The 21,082-nt window shown below is 72.8% G+C and carries 21 protein-coding genes; 12 read left to right on the top strand and 9 right to left on the bottom strand.

Going from position 1 to position 21,082, the window contains the following annotated elements:
• Nucleotides 1–100 precede the first annotated feature (100 nt).
• The gene (locus QI554_RS34430; protein WP_281475860.1) at nt 101–1,009 is read left to right on the top strand and encodes a hypothetical protein; all 909 of its coding nucleotides are present in this window, start codon (nt 101–103) and stop codon (nt 1,007–1,009) included.
• A gap of 54 nt (nt 1,010–1,063) precedes the next feature.
• Here the strand turns inward: QI554_RS34430 and QI554_RS34425 are convergent, their stop codons facing one another.
• Entirely contained in the window at nt 1,064–1,879 is an 816-nt protein-coding gene (locus tag QI554_RS34425) for a DUF3027 domain-containing protein (RefSeq protein ID WP_425528107.1), read from the bottom strand.
• Nucleotides 1,880–2,145: 266 nt separating this feature from the next.
• On the opposite strand from QI554_RS34425, the gene QI554_RS34420 reads away from it, so the two are divergent.
• From QI554_RS34420 to QI554_RS34405, 4 genes are read left to right on the top strand one after another with little or no spacing between them, the layout of a single operon-like run.
• A complete protein-coding gene (locus QI554_RS34420) occupies nt 2,146–3,546 on the top strand; it encodes an MFS transporter (protein WP_281475858.1) in 1,401 nt (466 codons plus the stop codon).
• A gap of 10 nt (nt 3,547–3,556) precedes the next feature.
• The gene (locus QI554_RS34415) at nt 3,557–4,009 is read left to right on the top strand and encodes a hypothetical protein (protein ID WP_281475856.1); all 453 of its coding nucleotides are present in this window, start codon (nt 3,557–3,559) and stop codon (nt 4,007–4,009) included.
• A gap of 10 nt (nt 4,010–4,019) precedes the next feature.
• Nucleotides 4,020–4,673: a futalosine hydrolase gene (locus tag QI554_RS34410; RefSeq protein ID WP_281475855.1), complete on the top strand. Its 654-nt coding sequence runs from the start codon at nt 4,020–4,022 to the stop codon at nt 4,671–4,673.
• Nucleotides 4,674–4,690: 17 nt separating this feature from the next.
• The gene (locus tag QI554_RS34405; RefSeq protein ID WP_281475890.1) at nt 4,691–5,521 is read left to right on the top strand and encodes a 1,4-dihydroxy-6-naphtoate synthase; all 831 of its coding nucleotides are present in this window, start codon (nt 4,691–4,693) and stop codon (nt 5,519–5,521) included.
• 37 nt (nt 5,522–5,558) lie between these two features.
• Here the strand turns inward: QI554_RS34405 and QI554_RS34400 are convergent, their stop codons facing one another.
• Nucleotides 5,559–6,329, bottom strand: coding sequence for an SDR family oxidoreductase (locus tag QI554_RS34400; RefSeq protein WP_281475854.1), 771 nt, complete (start codon nt 6,327–6,329; stop codon nt 5,559–5,561).
• A 193-nt stretch (nt 6,330–6,522) separates the two neighbouring features.
• The gene (locus QI554_RS34395; RefSeq protein WP_281475853.1) at nt 6,523–6,906 is read right to left on the bottom strand and encodes a cold-shock protein; all 384 of its coding nucleotides are present in this window, start codon (nt 6,904–6,906) and stop codon (nt 6,523–6,525) included.
• Nucleotides 6,907–7,081: 175 nt separating this feature from the next.
• Here QI554_RS34395 and QI554_RS34390 point away from each other — a divergent pair, with 175 nt between their 5' ends.
• Both QI554_RS34390 and QI554_RS34385 read left to right on the top strand, forming a co-directional pair.
• Nucleotides 7,082–7,327 (top strand): hypothetical protein, encoded by a 246-nt coding sequence (locus QI554_RS34390; protein WP_281475851.1) that lies wholly within the window; start codon nt 7,082–7,084, stop codon nt 7,325–7,327.
• A gap of 210 nt (nt 7,328–7,537) precedes the next feature.
• Entirely contained in the window at nt 7,538–8,488 is a 951-nt protein-coding gene (locus QI554_RS34385; RefSeq protein WP_281475849.1) for a ferredoxin family protein, read from the top strand.
• Between the two features lie 5 nt (nt 8,489–8,493).
• On the opposite strand, the gene QI554_RS34380 is transcribed toward QI554_RS34385, so the two are convergent.
• Both QI554_RS34380 and QI554_RS34375 read right to left on the bottom strand, forming a co-directional pair.
• Nucleotides 8,494–8,925: a DUF4234 domain-containing protein gene (locus QI554_RS34380; RefSeq protein WP_281475847.1), complete on the bottom strand. Its 432-nt coding sequence runs from the start codon at nt 8,923–8,925 to the stop codon at nt 8,494–8,496.
• 150 nt (nt 8,926–9,075) lie between these two features.
• A complete protein-coding gene (locus tag QI554_RS34375; protein WP_281475845.1) occupies nt 9,076–9,957 on the bottom strand; it encodes a hypothetical protein in 882 nt (293 codons plus the stop codon).
• A 619-nt stretch (nt 9,958–10,576) separates the two neighbouring features.
• Here QI554_RS34375 and QI554_RS34370 point away from each other — a divergent pair.
• Nucleotides 10,577–13,018 carry a helicase-associated domain-containing protein gene (locus QI554_RS34370; protein WP_281475843.1) on the top strand — a complete coding sequence of 814 codons (2,442 nt, stop codon included), beginning with the start codon at nt 10,577–10,579 and terminating at the stop codon, nt 13,016–13,018.
• Between the two features lie 35 nt (nt 13,019–13,053).
• Here the strand turns inward: QI554_RS34370 and QI554_RS34365 are convergent, their stop codons facing one another.
• A complete protein-coding gene (locus tag QI554_RS34365) occupies nt 13,054–13,926 on the bottom strand; it encodes a hypothetical protein (protein WP_281475841.1) in 873 nt (290 codons plus the stop codon).
• Nucleotides 13,926–14,873, bottom strand: coding sequence for an ABC transporter ATP-binding protein (locus QI554_RS34360; RefSeq protein ID WP_281475839.1), 948 nt, complete (start codon nt 14,871–14,873; stop codon nt 13,926–13,928). Before QI554_RS34360 ends, QI554_RS34365 begins: the two co-directional genes overlap by 1 nt.
• A 244-nt stretch (nt 14,874–15,117) precedes the next feature.
• Between QI554_RS34360 and QI554_RS34355 the strand changes: the two genes are divergently transcribed.
• Nucleotides 15,118–16,767, top strand: a complete 1,650-nt coding sequence (locus QI554_RS34355) for a DNA repair helicase XPB (protein ID WP_281475837.1) — start codon at nt 15,118–15,120, stop codon at nt 16,765–16,767.
• Between the two features lie 113 nt (nt 16,768–16,880).
• On the opposite strand, the gene QI554_RS34350 is transcribed toward QI554_RS34355, so the two are convergent.
• Nucleotides 16,881–17,096: a hypothetical protein gene (locus QI554_RS34350; RefSeq protein WP_281475836.1), complete on the bottom strand. Its 216-nt coding sequence runs from the start codon at nt 17,094–17,096 to the stop codon at nt 16,881–16,883.
• Between the two features lie 211 nt (nt 17,097–17,307).
• On the opposite strand from QI554_RS34350, the gene QI554_RS34345 reads away from it, so the two are divergent.
• Nucleotides 17,308–19,461 carry a HelD family protein gene (locus QI554_RS34345; RefSeq protein ID WP_281475834.1) on the top strand — a complete coding sequence of 718 codons (2,154 nt, stop codon included), beginning with the start codon at nt 17,308–17,310 and terminating at the stop codon, nt 19,459–19,461.
• 146 nt (nt 19,462–19,607) lie between these two features.
• Nucleotides 19,608–20,246, top strand: coding sequence for an HD domain-containing protein (locus QI554_RS34340; protein ID WP_425528106.1), 639 nt, complete (start codon nt 19,608–19,610; stop codon nt 20,244–20,246).
• Nucleotides 20,247–20,297: 51 nt separating this feature from the next.
• Here the strand turns inward: QI554_RS34340 and QI554_RS34335 are convergent, their stop codons facing one another.
• Nucleotides 20,298–20,669 (bottom strand): hypothetical protein, encoded by a 372-nt coding sequence (locus QI554_RS34335; RefSeq protein ID WP_281475830.1) that lies wholly within the window; start codon nt 20,667–20,669, stop codon nt 20,298–20,300.
• A gap of 44 nt (nt 20,670–20,713) precedes the next feature.
• Here QI554_RS34335 and QI554_RS34330 point away from each other — a divergent pair, with 44 nt between their 5' ends.
• Entirely contained in the window at nt 20,714–20,986 is a 273-nt protein-coding gene (locus tag QI554_RS34330; protein ID WP_281475828.1) for a DUF4031 domain-containing protein, read from the top strand.
• The last annotated feature ends 96 nt before the right edge of the window (nt 20,987–21,082 follow it).

The following is a 21,082-nucleotide window of genomic DNA, read 5'->3' as shown; positions in this document are numbered from 1 at the left end:
CTCCCCCGACACGTGGTCACGCACCGCTGCCGACTGTCCACATCGCGCCGGACGTCCGCGCCCGGCGCCGCGGTCGGACGGGTCCGGTTGAATGGGCCGAATGATTTTCGACCGGCACGACACCACGGCCGACCGTCCCGACGCGCACCTCCCGATGCTCACCGTCACCGAGGCCACGCGGCTGCGGCAGCTCGTCACCAACTGGTTCGCGGAGCGGCAGTCGCCCATGTCGCTCGGCGGCAACCAGGTCCGGGTCTCGCAGGACCAGTACCTCCCGCTCGACAACCTCGCGCACTTCGCGCGGTCGACGCCGCCCGCCGAGTGGGCCGCGCTCGTCGACCGGCACTTCTCGGCGTTCTTCAACGCCCCGTACAGCGCCACGCCCGCCGACCAGCTGCTCCGCGACACCCGGCTGCGGCTGCTCGCCGACGACGCGCTCCCTGACGACGGCGGGTTCGACTACGTGCGCCCGGTCGCCGAGGGCCTGGTGGAGGCGCTCGCGCTGGACCTGCCCGACACCGTCCGGATGCTCCACGACGACGACGTCGCCGCGGCGGGCCTCGACGCGCTGCGCGCCGCGGGCCGGGCGAACCTGCTGGCCGAGCCGGCCGACCACGAGCTCGTCGAGCGCCCCGGCGGCGCGGTCCTGCACTACGTCAGCGGCGATTCGTTCTTCGTCGCGAGCAAGGTCCTGGTCCTGGACGACTACGCGCTCGCCACGACCGGCCGGCCGCTGCCCGAGGACGGGGCGCTCGTCGTCGTCCCGGCGCGCAGCCTGATGGTCTACTACCCGATCGCCGACGGCCACGTCGTCGAGGCGATCAACGACCTCGCCAACTTCGGGCTCGGCGCGTACGAGGACAACGCGGGCTCGATCTCCCCGCGGCTGTACTGGTGGCACGCGGGCGCGCTCACCTCGCTGACCCGCATAGACCACGCCACGCAGGAGTTCAGCATCCAGCCGCCGGACGCGCTGATGACGGTCCTGGACCGGCTCGTCGGCGGCTGACGCGTGACCGGGCAGCGGTCGGGCCGCCGCGACGCGGCCCGACCCCCGGCTCCGTCAGGAGTGGCCGAGCTCCTCGCCCGGCTCCGCGTCGTCGACCGACCCGGCCTCCGGGTGCACCCGGACCGGCTCGATCTCGTAGTCGTCGACGACCGGCGCGGACATCGGCGGCACGGCCGGCATCACGGCGGCCTCGGAGTGGCCGCCGCAGCCGAAGCCGAGCGAGACCATGTGGCCGTCGGCCGGCGCGTACTCGTTGGCGCACACGCCGAAGGCCTGCCCGAGCGGGCCGCCGATCTTGACGAGGAAGCCGCACGAGACGCAGTGCGCGGGGGCGGCCTGCGCCATCGCCGTGCGGACGCCGAAGTGCTCCTCCCACCGGTCGGCGGCGAGGTCGAGGCCGAGCGGCGACAGCACCCGGGGCCGGCCGAGGCCGAGCTGCTGCGCGACCGCGCCGGGGCCGAAGCCGACCGGCTCCTCGGCGTCCTCCGGGTCCACATCGGTGTACCCGGGCTCGAGGCGCTCGTCGTCCTCCTTGGTCGGCAGCAGGTCGCCGACCCCGAGGTCGCCGGGGCGCAGCCGGTCCTCCCAGGGCACCCAGCTCGGGGCCAGCAGGGAGTCCGGGCCGGGCACGAGAACGGTCTCGTCGACGGTCACCAGCTTGGCGCGGGGGGCGCGCGCAACGGTCACCGCCCAGCGCCACCCCTGGTAGGCGTCTTCACGGCAGGCGAAGAAATGGGTGACGACGCGGTCGCCTTCCACCTGGACGCCGAGATGTCCGCCGACCCGACCCGGGCCTGCCACATCCTCGGCCGCAGCAAGGGCAAGGTCGACGGCTTCCGCGCACAGGCGGTCGGGGGTTCGGCTACGGATCGGGGCACTCACGAGAGTGATTCTCTCTCAACCTCCGGGCGGTATGGCGAGGGCTACCCTCAAGAGGCACGGATTCCCGTCCCGGACGTGCAACCGACCACCCCTTCCGGCGTGTCGAGAGAGACGTACATCCGGCGTAGATCGGACACAGATCGGATGCATATCGGGTGTGGACCGGCCGTGGATCCGACGTATTTGCGACGGCAAGGGGCAGCATTCAAGGGGTGGGAGCCTTGCGGACTGGAAGCGAACCGAGGGTAGGCGCGATGCGTGCGCGAGGAAGCAGCACGCACGGAGCCGGGCGGTTCCGGCGTAGCGTCGGATGGGCCGGAGCGCTGCCCGGTGAGACCGCCCGCCGGTTCCGCCGCGCGTCGCACTCGAAGGGCGCGGGCGAGAGCGGGCTCGGCAAGCTGATCGAGCTGCACGCGCTCAACAACGCGGGTGACGCGCTGGTCACCATCGCGCTCGCCACCTCGGTGTTCTTCTCTGTGCCGACCGGCGAGGCACGCGACCGCGTGGCGCTGTACCTGCTGGTCACAATGGCGCCGTTCGCGCTGATGGCGCCGATCATCGGCCCGCTGCTCGACCGGCTGCGGCGCGGCCGGCGCGTGGCCATCGCCGTCACGATGCTGGGGCGCGCGGTGCTCGCCTACATGATGGCGTCGTCGATCGAGGACGCCAGCCTGGAGCTGTACCCCGAGGCGTTCGGCGTGCTGATGATCTCGAAGGCGTACGGCGTCTCCCGCAGCGCGGTCGTGCCCCGCCTCCAGCCGCGCTCGATGTCGCTGGTGAAGGTGAACTCGCGGATCACGCTGTTCGGCCTGATCGGCACCATGCTCGCGGCGCCGGTCGCGGGCGCCCTCAAGTTCGGGCACGGCACCTCGTGGATCATGTACGCGGCCGCGGTGGTCTTCGTGGTCGGCGCCGTGCTGACGTTCACGCTGCCCTCGAAGGTGGACTCGGCCAAGGGCGAGGACCGTGCGTCGTTCACCCACGAGGCGCCGGGCGTCGAGCACGAGCCGCACTTCCCCGGGCACCGGCCGCGCAAGGGCGCGCGCCGGCTGCGCAGCGTCGGCCCGTCGGTGGTGCTGGCGCTGTGGGCGAACGCGTCGCTGCGCGGCTTCTCCGGCTTCCTGATCATGTTCCTCGGCTTCCTGCTGCGCGAGCAGCCGGTCGGCGGGCTCGGCACCAAGCAGGCACTGGGCGCGGTCGTGATCGCCGCGGCGGTCGGCAACGCGGTCGGCACCGCGCTGGGCGCGTGGTTCAAGTCCAAGGCGCCCGAGGCGATCATCTTCGGCGTCGTCGCGGTCTCCGCCGGGTCCGCGGTCGCCGCCGCGCTCTTCTACGGGCTGCCCACCGTGCTGGCGGTCGCCGCGGTGGCCGGCCTCGCTCAGGCGCTCGGCAAGCTGTCGCTCGACGCGATGATCCAGCGGGACATTCCCGAAGAGGTCCGCACCTCGGCGTTCGCGCGCAGTGAGACGGCTCTGCAGCTGGCGTGGGTGGTCGGCGGCGCCATCGGCATCGCGCTCCCGCTGAACGGCACGCTGGGGATGGGTGTCGCGGCAGCGGTGCTGCTGCTCACCCTGTTCACCGCCGCCCGCCGGCTCACGACGCGCCGGACGCGCCCGGCGCGGTCCCCCGGCTTCCGGCTGCGCGGCGCCCGGTAACCTTCCGATCATGACGAACCGCCGCCGCGCCGCGATCGCGGCTGTCGCACTGCTGGGATCCTTGACGCTCGTCGGGTGCGACCTGGACACGAAGCCGTCCGCGTTGGTCACGTTGGTCGCCGGCGACGACTCGGTGCACTCCGAGGCCGCCTGCCGCAACGTGAAGCCGAGCGAGGAGCCCGCGGCCGACTGCGCGAAGGAGTCGGGCGCCAAGCCCACCGTGCTGCGCGTGTCGGAGGGCACCACGATCGGCTTCGGCGTCGAGCCGTCCGTCGCGGACACCGGGTGGGTCGTGCAGATCGGCAACCGGCAGACCGCGGTGATCAAGGACAAGACCTACTTCGCCGGCTACTCGGTGCCGTTCGGCGCGTTCCAGGACTCCGACCAGATCGCGGTCGCCGTCGTCCAGTACAAGAAGGACGTCCCGAAGAACGTCTGGCTCTTCAGCCTCAAGCAGAAGTAGCCGTCCTCCCATGCGCGTGCTGGTCGTCACCGCCGTGCCCGCCGAGCGCGACGCCGTGCTCGGCGGCGGCGCCATACCCGGGGTCGACGTGCTGGCCGTCGGGGTCGGTCCGGCCGCGGCGGCCGCGGGCACCGCGGCGGCGCTCTCGCTCGCGCCGTACGACGTCGTCGTGAGCGCCGGCATCGCGGGCGGTTTCGCCGGCGTCGCCCCGGTCGGGACGTTCGTCGTGGCGAACCGGGTGGTGGCCGCCGACCTCGGCGCCGAGACCGCCGAAGGGTTCACCCCGATCGACGAACTCGGTTTCGGCACCGCGTCGTTCGACACCGACGAGGCACTCGCCGAACGGGCCGTCGAGGCCGCCGCGCGCGTACTGTCGCACGTCGCCGTCGGCCCGGTCCTCACCGTCTCCACGGTCACCGGCACCGCGGCGCGCGCCGCCGAGCTGATCGCCCGGCACCCGGGCGCGGCCGCCGAGGCCATGGAGGGCTTCGGGGTCGCCACCGCGGCGGACGCCGCCGGCCTGCCCGTACTCGAACTCCGCGCGGTGTCCAACCCGGTCGGGCCGCGCGACCGCGCCGCGTGGCGCATCCCGGAGGCGCTGGCCGCGCTGCGCACCGGGTTCGACGCGGTCCTCCCGGCACTGCGCGGCGAGGAGGCCCGGTGAGCCCCGCACCCCTGTCCATGGCGTACTCGCCCTGCCCGAACGACACGTTCACGTTCCACGCGTGGACGCACGGGCTGGTGGCGGACGCCCCGCCGGTCGAGGTGACCTACGCGGACATCGACGTCACCAACGGGCTCGCCGAACGCGGCAGCCTCGACGTGCTGAAGATCTCCTACGCGGCGCTCCCGTGGGTGCTCGACGAGTACGCGCTGCTGCCCTGCGGCGGCGCGCTCGGCCGCGGCTGCGGCCCGCTGGTGCTGGCCCGCGAGGCCGTCGCCCCCGCCGACCTCGCCGGGCGCGTGGTCGCGGTGCCCAGCGAACGGTCCACCGCCTACCTGCTGTTCCGGTTGTGGGCGGCGCGCGCCGTGCCGGGCGGCGTCGGCGAGATCCGCGTGCTGCCGTTCCACGAGATCATGCCCGCGGTCCGCGACGGGCTGGTGGACGCCGGACTGGTGATCCACGAGGCCCGCTTCACGTTCCACGAGTACGGGCTCAGCCGCCTCGCCGACATGGGCGAGGAGTGGGAGGCCGACACCGGCCTGGCGATCCCGCTCGGCGCGATCGTCGCGCGGCGTTCCCTGGACCTCCCGGCGCTGGCCGCCGCGGCGCGCGCGTCGGTCGAGCACGCGTGGGCCGACCCGGAGGCGTCCCGCGCGTACGTGCACGAGCACGCGCAGGAGATGAGCCCGTCCGTGCAGGAGCGGCACATCGGCCTCTACGTCAACGAGTTCACCCGCGACCTGGGCGACGAGGGCTACGCGGCCGTGCGCGGCCTCCTGGACCGCGCGGCCGACGAAGGCCTGGTGCCGAGGGTCGCGCCCGGGCTGCTGGCGTTCCCGGGCGCGTAGGGCCTCGGCGTGTGGGCCCGTGGGTGGGGGCCCCGCATCAGACCAGCTCGGTGGCCAGGTAGTCCTCGAACGTGCGGGTGCCCACCAAGGCGCCTTCCAGCGTCAGGTTCTCGCCCGCGCGGTACGCCTTGCCGATCTTTCCGGGGATGCGCACCGGCAGCTTCACGCGCTTCTTGCCCGTCGCGGCGAGGTACCCGGCCGCGAGCTCACGGACGTCGTACACCGTCGGCCCCGTCAGGTCCGGCACCAGCCCGGCCGGCTCGCCGAGGGTCAGCTCCAGCATGCGGTCGGCGACGTCGCGGGCGTCCACGGGCTGGAAGCGCAGCCCGCCGGGGACCGGCAGGAACGGCATCTTCGTCATGGACCTGACGATGTTCAGCGCGAGGTAGTGGAACTGCGCGGCGCGCAGTGTGGTGTACGGGATCCCGGACTCGGCGATCGCCCGCTCGGCGCCGTGCTTGGCGCGGAAGTAGCCGATCGGCATCGTGTCGGCGCCGATCACGGAGATGTAGACGATGTGCCCGACGCCGGCCTTCTTCGCGGCAGCGACGAGGTGGCCGGTGGCGACGTCGTCGCCCTTCGGGCCGCCGGCGAGGTGCACGATCGTGTCGACGCCCGCGACCGCCTCGTCCACGCCCTCGCCCTTGAGGAGGTCGCACGCGACGTACTCCACGCTCTCGTCGGCGGGGCGGGTGCCGCGGGTCAGGACGCGCACCTTCTGCCCGGCCTCGACCAGCCGCGGGACCAGCAGGCTGCCCAGCGCGCCCGTTCCGCCGGTGACCAGGATGTTCTTCGCCGTGTTCGTCATCGTGAGCTCCGGTGCCTCGTGGCCGGGGCCCCTGCCCCGGCCGGTTCGAAGCACTGACGGAGCGGGTGGCGAAGGTGTGACAGCGGAGGTCTTTTTCTTCGCGGGAGTGTTTTCGCGGGAGATCTTTCGCGGGAGATTTTTCGTCGCTGGGGCTTCATGGCGGGCCCGGCCGCGTCGGCCGGGCCCGGCGAGGTCAGCTCTCTATCTGGTCGGCGACGGCGCGCAGCAGCTCGGCGACCTTGTGCGCGGTGGTCTTGTCCGGGTACCGGCCGCGGCGCAGTGTGTTGGACACCCCGTCGAGGACCTTGATGACGTCCTCGACGATCACGGTCATCTCGTCGGGCTTCTTCCGGGTGGCGGCGACGACGGACGGGCGCGGGTCGAGGACGCGCACCGACAGCGCCTGCTCGCCCCGACGGCCCTCGACGATGCCGAACTCCACCCGCATCCCGGGCTTGAGCGAATCGACACCCTGCGGCAGCGCGGAGGAGTGGACGAAGACGTCGCCGCCGTCGTCGCGGGAGAGGAAGCCGAAGCCCTTCTCGGTGTCGAACCACTTGACCTTGCCGGTAGGCACGGGAGACCTCGATTGTGTCGGGACGTCGCCATCTGGACGGTCGGACCTGGCAGAACCATTGACCGGGTGCGGCGCGTGGCCCCCCGTTCACTCAACCAGGCTAACGGTCGCGACCGACGCGGCATACGGGGATACCCGGGCGGGAACGCCCGCGCGGGCCAAGTACCGTGGGACGGTGAGCACCCTCGAAACCTCCCCCGTGGCGACCCGCCCGGCACGTGCCGACCAGGCCGTCCGGGTCGGTGCCGTGCTGTTCGGGATCGGCACCGTCGCCGTCGTCGTCACCCTCGTGCCGTTCCTGATCGGCACCCACCCGTTCCCCCGAGCCGTCTACCTGACCAGCGCGCTGATGCCGCTCGGGTTCGCGGTGGCCATGGGCGGGCTGGTCGCGACGGTGGTGGGGCAGCGGCGGCGGGTCTGACGTTCGCCCTGCGGGCTTCTTTGCGGGGCCGGTCTTTTTTCCGGGCCGCTCCTCACGGAGCTTTCACGCCACGCGGCCCCCGGGGCTTCGCTCTTTCGGGGTGTCCGCTTTGCTTGGGAGATTAGGTTAACCTAACCTAAGTCCCTGGCAGCTTCGGCACTCTCGTGCGGACGACGCTGCGCCGCACCGCAGCCTGTCCGGGAGTCCGACGTGAACACACCGCAGCCACGTGGCGGCGCCGACCGCACCGGTCGCCCGTCCCCCTGCGCCGCCGTCGCCCGCGCCCTCGGCGAGTCGGTCCTCGGCAGCGCACCCGAGACCTGCGACGCGTGGCTGCTCGTCGAGCACCCCGGGCCCTGGCCCGCGTACGACATCCCGGCCAGTGTCCCGCGCGATGTGGCCGAATTCCTCGACCGGCTCCCGGCGTTCCGCATCCGCCCCCAGCTCGTCCGCCGCCCCGGCGCGCGTCGGCCGGTACCGCCGCACCAGATCTACGTCGCGTACTCCGGCGGCCCGCGCGGCGCCGAGGTGTGGCTGGAAGAACGCGAAGTAGCCGATTTGCGCGAGCTGTTCGATCTGGATCTCGGCGCCGTCTCGCGCGGCGAGCGACCGCGTTGGGGAACGCCCCGCACCGACCCCGTGCTGCTGGTGTGTACGCACGGCAAGCGCGAGCCGTGCTGCGCGCGGTTCGGGCGGCCGACCGTTCGTGCGCTGCACGACGCGTACGGCGAACCGGTGTGGGAGACCACGCACGTCGGCGGCGACCGGTTCGCGGCCAACGTGGTGGCGCTGCCGCACGGGACGTACCACGGCATGGTCACCGAACCGGCCGCCGCGGAGGTCGGTGCGGCGTGCCTGCGTGGTGAGGTGTCGCTCGCGCACTACCGCGGCCGCATGGGAGTGCCTGCGGCGGTGCAGGCCGCGGAATGGTTCGCGCGCAACCACACCGGCGCGGTGGAGGTCGGCGCGGTACGGCCGTTGGCGCACGTCGACGGGGTCGACGGCGGCGCGACGGTCGACCTGGTCGCCGGGGGGCGGCTGTTCCAGGTCACCGTCCGGACGGCACGTACCGGATGCCCTCGGCTGACCTCTTGTTCGCAGGGGGCGGTCACCGATCCCGACGAGTTCGTGCTCGATGAGTTGCGGGAGCTTACGGCGTAGGTGGGTTACACCGTCGGCTGGACCGGCTCCTGCTGGTCGCGGGGCACCGGTACCCGCGTGCCCTCGGGGGGCGTGCCGTAGTGCTCCCAGACCGAGTTGAGCTCGTTCTGGTAGTACAGCGCGCTGAGCCCGGCGATGAAGAACAGGATCAGGCCGATCCACGGGTTGCACGACGGCCGCATGCCCGCGGCCTCCTGGTCCTGCGCGATCCGCTGGCCCAGGCGGTACGTCGACACGAACGGCGGCACGATGATGATCCACCCGACGAGGAAGGACATCATCGACCAGAAGGGGTTGACGTCGACCCGGTGGTCGAAGTCCTTCGTCTCTCGGTTGATCTTGTACGTCCAGACGAAGAAGTAGACGCCCAGCGTGATGAACGGCCAGATGAGCCAGACCAGGAAGATGTTCTTGCGCTTACCGATGGTGCCAGTCACGGGAACCCGACCGATCTTCGACGAGTGGTGGTCCCCGCGCCTTCCCGGGTGGCGACGACGGTCATGCGCCCGCTAGGCCGAACGCGGGACTGAGGTCACTCTGTTGGCTCTCGTCGGCGGGCTTCGTGGGCTTCTTCTTGGGTTTCGCCCTCAGGCCTCGTCGTCTGCCGCTTGTGCACGCATCAGGCGCACCAGGAGGTAGACCGCTGCGGCCGCGCCGAAGATGCGCGGCATCGTGGGGATCAGCTCGTCGAAGCGGTGCACGGCCTGCGACCGGGTCAGGTCGACACCCACTTTGCCGGTCGCCCGCAGCCACAAGGCCGTCGCGAAACCGGCGACGGTGACGGCCGGGATGGCGAACGCTGCCATGCGCTTTTCGCGGTGCGCCCAGACGCCTGAGGTGAAGACGACCATCAGCCCTATGACGACGACCACCGCCGACGAGACCATCGCGCCGACGACGAGCAGGACGATCGCGATCAGCTCCCGCAACGACGCCTTCAACGGGATGCGCTTCACCGGCTCCGGGCCGACGATCTCGGCGCCTTCCCAGTCCGAGGCCTCCCCCGGCCGGATCCCGATCGGGTACGCGGGCCAGCCGATCAGCCCGTCACCGATCGGCTGCGCGGGAATCGCGTCCACGGCCTGCGCCTCCGAGCCGTCCCGCTGCGAGGGGACCGGCGTGGCGTCCGGGCGGAAGCCGATCTGTGCCGCGATCGTCGCCGTACGGGAGCCTCGGACGGAGGCCCCACCCGACTCGCCCATGCCGGCTCCGGCGGGTGCGTTGCGGGCCTGGTAGTCGGGGGCGCGGAAGACCTCGTTCGCGACGACGGCGTCGGGCGTGCCGATCTTTCCGAGGATCGCGCGGACGGACGACGGGGTGTCCGAACCGGCGCGCTCGCGTTCGATGTTGATCTGCGTACGGAGTCGGTCGACGAGACGTGCGCGGTCTGCGGGGCGCAACTTGCGCTGCGCGGCGTCGCCGACCTCGCCCAGGTACTGCAGGACCAGCCGGTCGCACTCGAAATCCATGTCCGGCCTCTCGTGTTCACCCGGGTGGGCCAGCAGTTGGACCAGCACATCAGCTTACGGGCCGGGGTGGTTGCTCGACGATGACTTCAGCCGAACGAGGGACCTTTGGGTGGGGCTGTTGTCGACGGCACCTGGCTGCACCGTTCCTGACCTGGTTTTTGGTGGTGGCCTGACGCCCCTCCCGCTCTTGGATTTTCCGCGCGGACGGCCCGCGCCTCAAGCCGAACCTGGCAACGTTGGTTCTGTTGGCCTTGTCCTGTTGCGGCTTGACCCGCGGGCCGTCCGCGCTGAACCACCTCGCACCTGGCGGGAGGGGCGCGGGGTGTGGTGGCTCTTTGGGTTCGCTTGCCCTGCCGGGCTGCGGTCGTTCTGTGGGTGCGGTGCGGGTTTTCTTGCGGGGTTTTGTTGCGCTGCCGGGCTGCGGTTCCAGCGTGGGGCCGCGCCTGCTGACTCGGTCGGGGGCACGGCCTCGACCCCCCATCACTTTGCCGTCACGTATGCGAATCACTAGAACTCCCTCATTGGGGGGTGTCCGCGTCACACTTGCGTCACCGCATCACGCCCGGTCCCGCCGGAGGTCCCGCGCGTGATGGTGGGGTCAGGCCCTACCGTTAGTGGGATGACCACGTCGACCCAGAGATCCGCCGGTGGGCCCGCCGGTGTCCCGGACGGTGCCGGGGTGCCGCGTACGCTCGCTGAGGATCTGCGGTCGCGGACGGACGCCGAGCTGGCCGCGCTCCTGCGGGCCCGGCCGGACCTGACCACGCCGGTGCCGGTCGATCTGACGCAGTTGGCGACGCGGGCCACCACTCGGGCCTCGGTCGCTCGGGTGCTTGAGCGGCTGGACCGCTTCACCCTGCAGGTGGTGGACGCGGCGGTCGTGCTGCCCGAGGGCTTTTCCTATGCGCGGCTGCGCGAGCTGATCGGCGACGACGTGCCGCAGCTGCCCGGTGCTGTTCGGGCGCTGCGTGAGCGGGCGCTGTTGTGGGGTCCCGATGACGGCTTGCACGTGGTGCGTACCGTCCGTGACCTGGCCGGTGCCACTCCGGCCGGGCTCGGTCCGGCGTTGGCCGTCGCGCTGGCGGGGACGGGGCCGGCGCGGTTGCAGGACGTGCTCGCCGGGCTCGGGCTGCCGCCTACCGCTGACGCGGTCGGTGCGATCGCCGCGCTTGCGGACCTCTTCGGCGACCACAAGGCACTGGCCGCGCTGCTCGAGGGTGCGCCGCCGGCCGCTGTCGAGGTCTTGGACAAGCTCGTCTGGGGTCCGCCGACCGGCATTGTGCGCGGGGCCGACCGGCCGGTGCGCGCGGACGAGGCCAATACGCCCGTCGAGTGGCTGCTGGCCCGTGCGCTGCTGGTGCCTGCTGGGCCGCAGACCGTGGTGCTGCCCCGCGAGGTCGGCCTGACGCTGCGCGGCGGCCGGGTGCACCGCGATCTTGAACCTGAGCCGCCCGCTCTGGGCATCGTCGAGCGCGACGCGCAGATCGTTGACGCGGCCGCTGCGGGTGCGGGGTTCACGGCGGTGCGCCGGATCGAGGACCTGCTGGAGCTGTGGAGCCTTGGTGGGCCCGCTGTCCTGCGCGCGGGTGGGCTCGGTGTGCGTGACCTCAAGCGGGTCGCCGCGCAGCTCGACGTGACCGAGGCCGAGGCCGCTCTGTGGCTCGAACTGGCGTACGCCGCGGGTCTGGTCGCGGGTGATGGCGAGGCCGACGAGCGCTGGCTCCCGACGCCTGCCTATGACACCTGGCGCGGCCGTCCCGTGGCTGAGCGCTGGTCGGTGCTGGCCGGTGTGTGGCTCGAGACCACGCGCGTGCCCGGCCTGGTCGGCACCCGCGACGACAAGGACCGGCCCGTCAACGCGTTCGGCCCTGGTGTCGACCGCACCACCGCTCCTGAGGTCCGGCACGCGCTGCTCGGTCGGCTCGCCGGGCTTCCGGCCGGCACCGCGGCTCCGGCCGCCGATCTGCTCGCCGACCTGGCCTGGCATCGGCCCGTGCGCACAGCACGTCTGCGCTCCGAGCTGGTGGACCGCACCCTGGTCGAGGCCGAGCTGATCGGGGTGACCGGACGGGGCGCGCTGGCGTCCGCCGGGCGAGCGCTGCTGACCGGCGAACTCGCACGTGCCGCTGACCTCTTGACGCCGCTGCTGCCTACACCGCTGGACCACGTGCTGCTGCAGGCCGACCTGACCGCGGTCGCGCCCGGTCCGCTGGTGCTCGAGCTCGCGCAGGAACTGCACCTGGCGGCCGACATCGAGTCGACCGGCGGGGCGACCGTGTACCGCTTCAGCGAGTCGTCGGTGCGGCGTGCCCTGGACTCCGGCCGTACTGCTGCCGATCTGCACCGGCTGTTCACCACGCACTCGCGCACCCCTGTCCCGCAGCCGCTGACCTATCTGGTCGACGACGTCGCGCGGCGGCACGGTCGGCTGCGGGTCGGGGCCGCTTCGGCCTATCTGCGGTGTGACGACGAGGCCGTGCTCAACGAGTTGCTCGCCGACCGGCGTGCGCACGGGCTGCGGATGCGTCGGCTCGCGCCGACCGTGTTGGCCGCGGAGGGGGCGCCCGACGCGGTGCTGTCGACGCTGCGGTCCCTGGGGTACGCGCCTATGGCCGAGTCCTCGACCGGCGACGTGGTGGTGACCCGACCCGACGCGCTCCGCACGCCGCCGCGGTCCTTGCCGCCGCGCGTCACGGGCGAGCCTCCCGCTCCGGGGGCGACGCTGATCGACGCCGCGGTCACGGCGATCCGGGCCGGCGACCGCGCCGCGACCAGCCGCCAGCGCGGCACCGGCGACGACGAGGCCCCCGGCGAGCTCCCCCGCACCTCGGCCGCCGAGACCCTGCTCGCGCTGCAGGCCGCGCAGGCCGACCGGCGGGCCGTGTGGATCGGGTACGTGACCCGCGAGGGCCGCGCCACTCAGCGCATCATCGTCCCGTTGGGGCTTGAGGGCGGCTACGTGACCGCGCAGGAGCACACGGCGGGCGAGCTGCACACGTACCCGCTGCACCGCATCACGGGGGTGGCGCCGGTGGAGGTCGCGGAGCCCGCCGACTCGTAGTCGGCGGATCAGCCCTCGCCTTTGTGCCCGTCGGGCTACATCTCCCGGCGTCCCACGCGCCACACGGCCAGCGACAGCATCACGACGACGAGCACGATGGCGACGATCGACGGGACCGCGAAGTCCCCTGGGGCGGCGCCGTCGAGCAGGTCGGTCTCGGCGCCCGCGAGCCGCGACGGCTCCCAGTGGCGCAGCGGCTTCCACAGCCTCGGCAGCGGCGACAGCACCAGCGCGACCATCGCCGCGCCGAACAGCGCGACCGGGCGGCGCAGGAACGCCGCGGCGCCCGCGACCAGGCTGAGCGCCATCAGCAGGTACAACGTCGAGAACAGCCAGCCGTACAGCATCCGGTCGGTCGGCACGGGGCCGAACAGCCACCGCACCTCGGCCCACACGATGGCGCTGCCCAGCAGGTTCGCGATGCATACCGCGGCGGCGCTGACCGTCCAGCGCGGCACCACCAGGTCCCACGCCCGCCTGGTGCGGGTGCGGTAGAACGCGGCGAGTCCCGGCCGGTGGTCGAGCGCGAGCGCGGCCGCTGTGGTGCTCAGGGCGACGAGCAGTCCGATCTGGCCCGACACGCCCACGTACGCGGTCACGCCGTCGTCCGCGCTGGTCTCTCCGGCGGACAGCGAGGCGTCCGCGCCGAGTGCGTCGAGGATCTCCCGCAGGTGCGCGACGATCGGCGGCCCCGCGGCGCCCAGCAGCGGGTACGCGATGAGCAGCAGCAACCAGCGCCGGGTACGGGTGAGCCGCAGCACCTCCAGGCGCCACAGCCCCAGCGGCCGGCGTCCCCGCGCTGCGGCCGTCGCCGTGCGCGGCCGCTGCATCGGCTTTGCGGCCGCCTTCTCGGCGCGCGTGCCGGCGGTCGTGGCGGACCCTGTGGGGGCCGCTCCGGGTCCGGGCATCACGCGGCCCCCGTGATGGACAGGAACGCGCTCTCCAGGTCCGACTCCTCGGGCCCGACGGAGATGACGCGCTCGCCGCTGCGGTCGAGCACGCCGAGGATGTGCCGCTCGCCCTCCTCGACGCTGCGGGCCTGTACCCGCACCAGCCCCGGCCGCACCGACGACACCCGCACCACCCAGTTCTCGGCCGCGAACGTGCGGCACAGCGCCGCGCCGTCGTCGCGGACCCGGATCAGCCACGTAGGCCGCATGTGTTCGGCGACCAGCTCCGCGACCGGGCCTTCGTACAGCAGCCGCCCGGTGCGCAGCACCCCGACGTGGTCGCACACCCGCTGCACGTCGGCCAGGATGTGGCTGGAGAACACCACCGTGGTGCGCCCCCGCATGCCGGCCACCAGGTCGAGGACCTCGGCGCGGCCGCGCGGGTCGAGCGCCGAGGTGGGTTCGTCGAGGATCATCAGCTCCGGCTCGGCGACCAACGCGGTGGCGATGCCCAGCCGCTGCGTCATGCCGCGGGAGAACGATCCCGCGCGCCGGTCGGCGGCGTCCGACAGCCCGGCGCGGTGCAGGGCGGTCTTCACGCACTCGGGCCGCAGGTCGGGGTTCACCAGCCGCCCGGCCAGCTCGACCACCTCTGCGGCACTCAGCCACGGCTCGAACTCGGGGACGTCCGTGCACACCGCGATGCGGTCGAGCGGCACCCCGAACAGCACCTCGCCGGCGTCGGCGCGGCGCATGCCGGAGATGAGCGAGAGCAGGGTGGTCTTCCCGGCGCCGTTCGGCCCGACCAGGCCGTACACGCTGCCGCGGGGCACGACCAGGCCGACGTCGAACACGCCGGTGCCGCGACCGTAGTCGCGGGTCAGCCCGTGCGTACTGAGCGCCGGGCCGGGGTCGGGAGCCGCGGGAGCGCCGGGGTGTACCGGCAGCGGCGGGAATTGCGCCATTGAATATCAGGGTAGGAGCGGCGCACTCGGCTGCGGTTCCTACTCAAGGAGGGGTCTGCCGCTCATCCCTGCGCAGTACGGTCCCGTAGGGCTGCTTCCCATGGGGAAGATCTCCGCGTGGGAGCGGTTTTCGGCGGTTTTCCCCCGTCTCGCCGACGGCGTTCGGAACACGGGTCGCCGCCCCGTGGTTCACACTGGACGTTCCTCGTTCGCCGTAACGGCGCCCCCCATCGAAAGGCCCCGCGTGCCAGAGCCGACCTCCGGCCCCCTCATCGTCCAGTCCGACAAGACGCTGCTGCTCGAGATCGACCACGAGGCCGCGGCCGACTGCCGCCGCGCGATCGCGCCGTTCGCCGAGTTGGAGCGGGCGCCCGAGCACGTGCACACCTACCGGCTCACCCCGCTGGGCCTGTGGAACGCGCGCGCGGCCGGGCACGACGCCGAGCAGGTCGTCGACGTGCTGCTGCGCTATTCGCGGTACCCCGTGCCGCACGCGCTGCTGGTCGACGTCGCCGAGACCATGGGCCGGTACGGGCGGCTCACCCTCGCCAAGCACCCCGTGCACGGCCTGGTGCTGACCACCACCGACCGGGCTGTCCTCGAAGAGGTCCTGCGCAGCAAGAAGATGGCCCCGCTGGTCGGCCAGCGGGTCGACGCGGACAGCGTGGCGGTGCACCCGTCCGAGCGCGGCCAGATCAAGCAGGTGCTGCTCAAGCTGGGCTGGCCGGCCGAGGACCTCGCGGGCTATGTGGACGGCGAGGCGCACCCGATCGAGCTCGCCGAGGACGGCTGGCACCTGCGTCCGTACCAGAAGGAGGCCGTCGAGGGCTTCTGGCACGGCGGCTCCGGCGTCGTGGTGCTGCCCTGCGGCGCGGGCAAGACGCTGGTCGGCGCGGCCGCGATGGCGACCGCGAAGGCGACCACGCTGATCCTGGTGACGAACACCGTCTCGGCGCGGCAGTGGAAGGCCGAGCTGATCAAGCGGACGTCGCTGACCGAGGACGAGATCGGCGAGTACTCGGGCACCCGCAAGGAGATCCGGCCGGTCACGATCGCGACGTACCAGGTGGTGACGACCCGCCGGAAGGGCGTGTACCCGCACCTGGAGCTGTTCGACTCCCGCGACTGGGGCCTCATCGTGTACGACGAGGTCCACCTGCTGCCCGCGCCGATCTTCCGCTTCACCGCGGACCTCCAGGCCCGCCGCCGGCTCGGCCTGACCGCGACGCTGGTGCGCGAGGACGGCCGCGAGGGCGACGTGTTCTCACTGATCGGCCCCAAGCGCTACGACGCACCGTGGAAGGAGATCGAGAACCAGGGCTACATCGCCCCCGCGGACTGCGTCGAGGTACGGGTCACGCTGACCGACGCCGAGCGGCTCGCGTACGCGACCGCCGAGCCCGAGGAGCGCTACCGGTTCTGCGCGACGACCGCGACGAAGACGCGGGTGACGCGCGAGCTGGTGGAGCAGCACACGGGCGAGCAGACCCTGGTCATCGGCCAGTACATCGACCAGCTCGACGAGCTGGGCGAGACGCTGAACGCGCCGGTCATCAAGGGCGAGACCCGCAACACGGAACGGGAGCGGCTCTTCGAGGCGTTCCGGCAGGGCGAGATCTCGGTGCTCGTGGTCAGCAAGGTCGCGAACTTCTCGATCGACCTGCCCGAGGCGGCCGTCGCGATCCAGGTGTCGGGCTCGTTCGGGTCCCGGCAGGAGGAGGCCCAGCGGCTCGGGCGCGTGCTGCGGCCGAAGGCGGACGGGCGCGCGGCGCGGTTCTACTCGGTGGTGGCGCGCGACACGATCGACCAGGAGTTCGCGGCCCACCGGCAGCGCTTCCTCGCCGAGCAGGGATACGCGTACCGCATCGTCGACGCGGACGACCTGCGCGGCTGAGAGTCGCAAGTCGCGAGTCGAAAGTCGAAAGAGGCCCCGCACCCGTTCCGGGTGCGGGGCTTTTTCGTTCGGCTGGTTCGGCTGGTTCGGCTTGGTTCGGCTTGGTTCGGCTGTCAGTCGACGGCGTACTCGCCCATGAAGACGACCTTCGCGGTGGTGACGGCGAACACGCCTACACCGCGTGCCGTGACGGCGGCGACGTGTCCGGTACGCGCGAGCGCGCCGGGGTGGGTGGGGCTCTCGGGGGTGGTGCGGGCCACGGGGTCCCCGCCGCGAGCGGCGGGAAGCCGGGGGGCCTGCCGGTTCGGGGGGTGGGATGCGGTGGCCATGTCTTCAACATTACGTTTTCGGACATAAGGGGTGCGTCGGTAGAAGGTCGTCACTGTGCTGTCCGGAGTTACGCCGGAGGGATGACCGGTCCCCCGACGGAAATCAGGGTTGGTCGGGGACCCGCGCCGGGTTTAGGCTGGCGCATTCCGCTGCCGCGTAACCGCACTGCCCCTCAGGGTTGGGCGCCGGCCAACGCCGTCCGGAGTTTCCATGTCATCTGCACCGGGGTCGATCGACCCTGCCGCCGATCCGCACATCGACCCGCGCACCGACCCGTTCGCCGACCCGACCGCCGACCCCGAGGCCGCGCTCGCCGGCGAGCGCGCGCACCTCGCCGCGTCCCGTGCCTGCCTGCGCCGCATGCGCGAGGAGACCGAGGCGATCGACCTGCGCGACGTCGGCGGCAACGACGTGTCGAACAAGATCGTCACCAGCCTCATCCAGACCCGCATCGCGGCCCTCGCCGACCTCGCCGACGTGCCGCTGTTCTTCGGCCGCGTCGACGGCCGGTTCGCGGACGCCCCCGACGTGTCCACCGGCACCGCGCCCGTCGAGGTCCGGGCCGACCCGAGCCGCCCCGTCGAGCGCTTCTGGATCGGCCGCCGCCACGTCCACGACCACCTCGGCGACCCGATGGTCGTCGACTGGCGCGCGCCCGTGTCGCGGTCGTTCTACCGCGCGACCCGCATCGACCCGCTCGGCGTCGAGCTGCGCCGCCGCTTCGGCTGGACCGGCGGCGAGCTGACCGCGTTCGAGGACGAGCACCTGACCGACCCCGGCGAGGCCGACGGCAAGAGCGCCATCCTCGCCGCCGAGATCGAGCGCCCGCGCGTCGGTCCGATGCGCGACATCGTCGCCACCATCCAGCCCGACCAGGACGAGATCGTCCGCGCCGACCTCGGCCAGACCGTGTGCGTGCAGGGCGCGCCCGGCACCGGGAAGACCGCCGTCGGCCTGCACCGCGTCGCGTGGCTGCTGTACGCGCACCGCGACCGGCTCAACCGCAGCGGCACCCTCGTCGTCGGGCCGAACCGCTCGTTCCTCGACTACATCCAGCAGGTGCTGCCCGCGCTCGGCGAGGTCGAGGTCGGTCAGACCACCGTCGAGGACCTGGTCGCGAACGTCCCCGTGAAGGCCGCGGACACCCCCGGGTCCGGGCGGCTCAAGGGCGACGCGCGGATGGCCGACGTGCTGCGCCGCGCCGTGTGGTCCGGGCTCGCCGCACCGACCGAGGGGCTCCTCGTGGTGCGCGGCTCTCGGCGCTGGCGGCTGCCGTCGTACGAGATCGAGGAGATCCTCGACGGTCTGCGCGGCCGCGACGTGCGGTACGGCGCCGCGCGCGACATGCTCCATCAGCGCCTCGCGCACGGGATCCTCGTGCAGATGGAACGCGCCGGCGAGTCGCCCGACGACCGCGTGCAGGACGCCGTCGCCCGCTCCAAGCCGGTGCGCGACATGGTGAACGCCCTCTGGCCCGCGGTCGACCCGGCCAAGCTGGTGCTCCGGCTGCTCTCCGAACCGGAGTTCCTCGCCGAGCACGCCGACGGGCTGCTCACCGCCGACGAACAGGCCGCGATCCTGTGGGCGAAGCCGGCCCGCGGCGTCCGCACCGCGCCGTGGACCCCGGCGGACGCCGTCCTGGTCGACGAGGTCGCCGACCTCGTGTCGCGCACCGGCAGCGTCGGCCACGTCGTCGTCGACGAGGCCCAGGACCTCTCCGCGATGCAGTGCCGCGCGATCGGCCGCCGCTGCACGACCGGTTCGGCGACCGTGCTCGGCGACATCGCGCAGGGCACCACGCCGTGGGCCGCGACCGACTGGTCCGAGACGCTGCGCCACCTCGGCCGCGCCGACGTCCGCTACGAGGAACTGACCCAGGGTTTCCGCGTCCCGCGCGAGATCCTCGAGTTCGCCTCCCGCCTGCTCCCGCACATCGCGCCGGGCCTCGCCCCGGCGAGTTCGGTCCGCGAGGCCCCCGGCTCCCTCGACCTGCGCGCCGTCGACGATCCCCAGGCTGTGGACAACACCGCCGCGACCGAGGCCGCCCGACTCCTCACCCACGAGGGCTCGATCGGGCTGATCGCCGCCGACGCCCAGATCCCCGCCCTCGCCGCCGCCCTCCGCGAAGCCGCCCTGGACTTCCGCCAGTTGGGCACCGAGGCCGACGAAACCCGACTCAACCTCGTACCGGCCTCACTCGCCAAGGGCCTCGAGTTCGACCACATCGCCGTCGTCGAACCCGCGGCCATCGTCGAGGCCGAACCCCAGGGCCTGCGACGGCTGTACGTCGTTCTCACGCGCGCCGTCTCCGGCCTGACGATCATCCACAACCGCCCCCTCCCCGACGAGTTGTCGGCCGCCTGACCCGGGACGACGCGGACCGATCATCGGATATGCACCACGGTCCGCCAACCGCCTCAGCCGCGGGCGGCGCACCGGCCGGGATGCCGGGAAAAGCCCGGGTCGGCTGGCATGCTGAGGGCGTGGAACGCATCCAGGAGACCGCCACCATGACGTTGCAGGAACGCTGGGCCCGGCTCGTCGAGGGCTCCGGATCGACGGCCGCGGCCGTCGGCGAGGATCTGATCGGCCGGTACTCGCAGCCGCACCGGCGCTACCACGCCACCGGGCATCTGCTCGCCGTGCTCGACCTCGTCGACGAGCTGGCCGAGGACGCCGACGACGCGGACGCCGTGCGGCTCGCCGCGTGGTTCCACGACGCGGTGTACGACCCGGCCCGCGCCGACAACGAGGAGCGCAGCGCCCGCCTCGCCGAACGCGCGCTGCCCGAGGCCGGGTTCGACCCGGGCCTGGTCGCCGAGACGGCCCGGCTGGTGCGGGTGACCGCCGAGCACGCGCCGTCCGAGGGCGACCGCAACGCGGCCGTGTTGTGCGACGCGGACCTGGCGATCCTGGCCAGCGACCGCGACCACTACGACGCGTACGCCGCCGCCGTGCGCGAGGAGTACGCGTTCGTCCCGGAAGAGGCCTTCCGCGGCGCCCGCGCCGCCGTCCTGCGCGACCTGCTCGAGCTGCCGCGGCTCTTCCACACGCCGCTCGGCTACGCGCGGTACGAGGAGGCCGCGCGCCACAACCTCCGCACCGAGCTCGACCGCCTGGAAGGCGGCATCCCCCGCCAGCAGGCCTGACCGGGGACCCGGGTGGGGCCGGTGCACTCCGGCCCCACACCTCGAGGCGGCCTACTCCGCCTCGGCCATCGACAGCCAGCCGAGCGGCGCGACGGGCGCGGCGTCCTTCTCGCACACCCACGTCGGGTCCTCGCCGAGCTCCGGCTCCAGGTAGAGCTGGTGCGCGTCGGGGGTGTCGTCGTGCCGCGGGCAGGACGGCCAGCGCACGCCCGCCGCTTCCAACGCCTCCTGGACGTCCTGCGCCACCAGGCCCGGCGCGTACGCCGCGCCGTCCGGCCACTGCTTCACCCACCAGCGGCGTTCGGACACCGCGTCCTCGACCAGCGACACGAACTCCGGCTCGGCGGCGCCGCACGCGGCGAGATCACGCAGCACCAGCGCGCGGGCCTCGTGCAGGGCGGTTTCGATCACGTCGTTTTCCACCCGCCCATTGTCCGTCGGGTGCGCGGAACCGGCATGATCGAGGCGTGACGGTACTCATCGACCCGCCGACCTGGCCCGGGCGCGGCCGCATGTGGTCGCACCTGGTCAGCGATGTGTCCTTTGACGAGCTGCACGCGTTTGCGCGCCGGCTCGGCGTCCCCGAGCGGGGCTTCGACCGCGACCACTACGACGTGCCGTCGGACCTGTACGACAGCGCGGTCGCCCTCGGTGCCGAGCCGGTCGGCGGCAAGGAGCTGCTGCTCCGTTTGCGGGGCGCCGGCCTGCGGAGACGGAAGCCGCCGCGGACCAAGGCCTGACGCGCCGGCGGAGGACGCACTCCGCCCCCGGCGCTACGCCGAACGGACGGGCGTGCGGCCGGGCGGCGGATCCACTCCGCCACCCGGCCCCGTACC

This window comes from Yinghuangia seranimata (assembly GCF_029953285.1).
GTDB classification, from domain to species: Bacteria; Actinomycetota; Actinomycetes; order Streptomycetales; family Streptomycetaceae; genus Yinghuangia; species Yinghuangia seranimata.
Note: the sequence above shows the minus strand (reverse complement) of the source record. Positions and strands in the feature narration are given on the sequence as shown.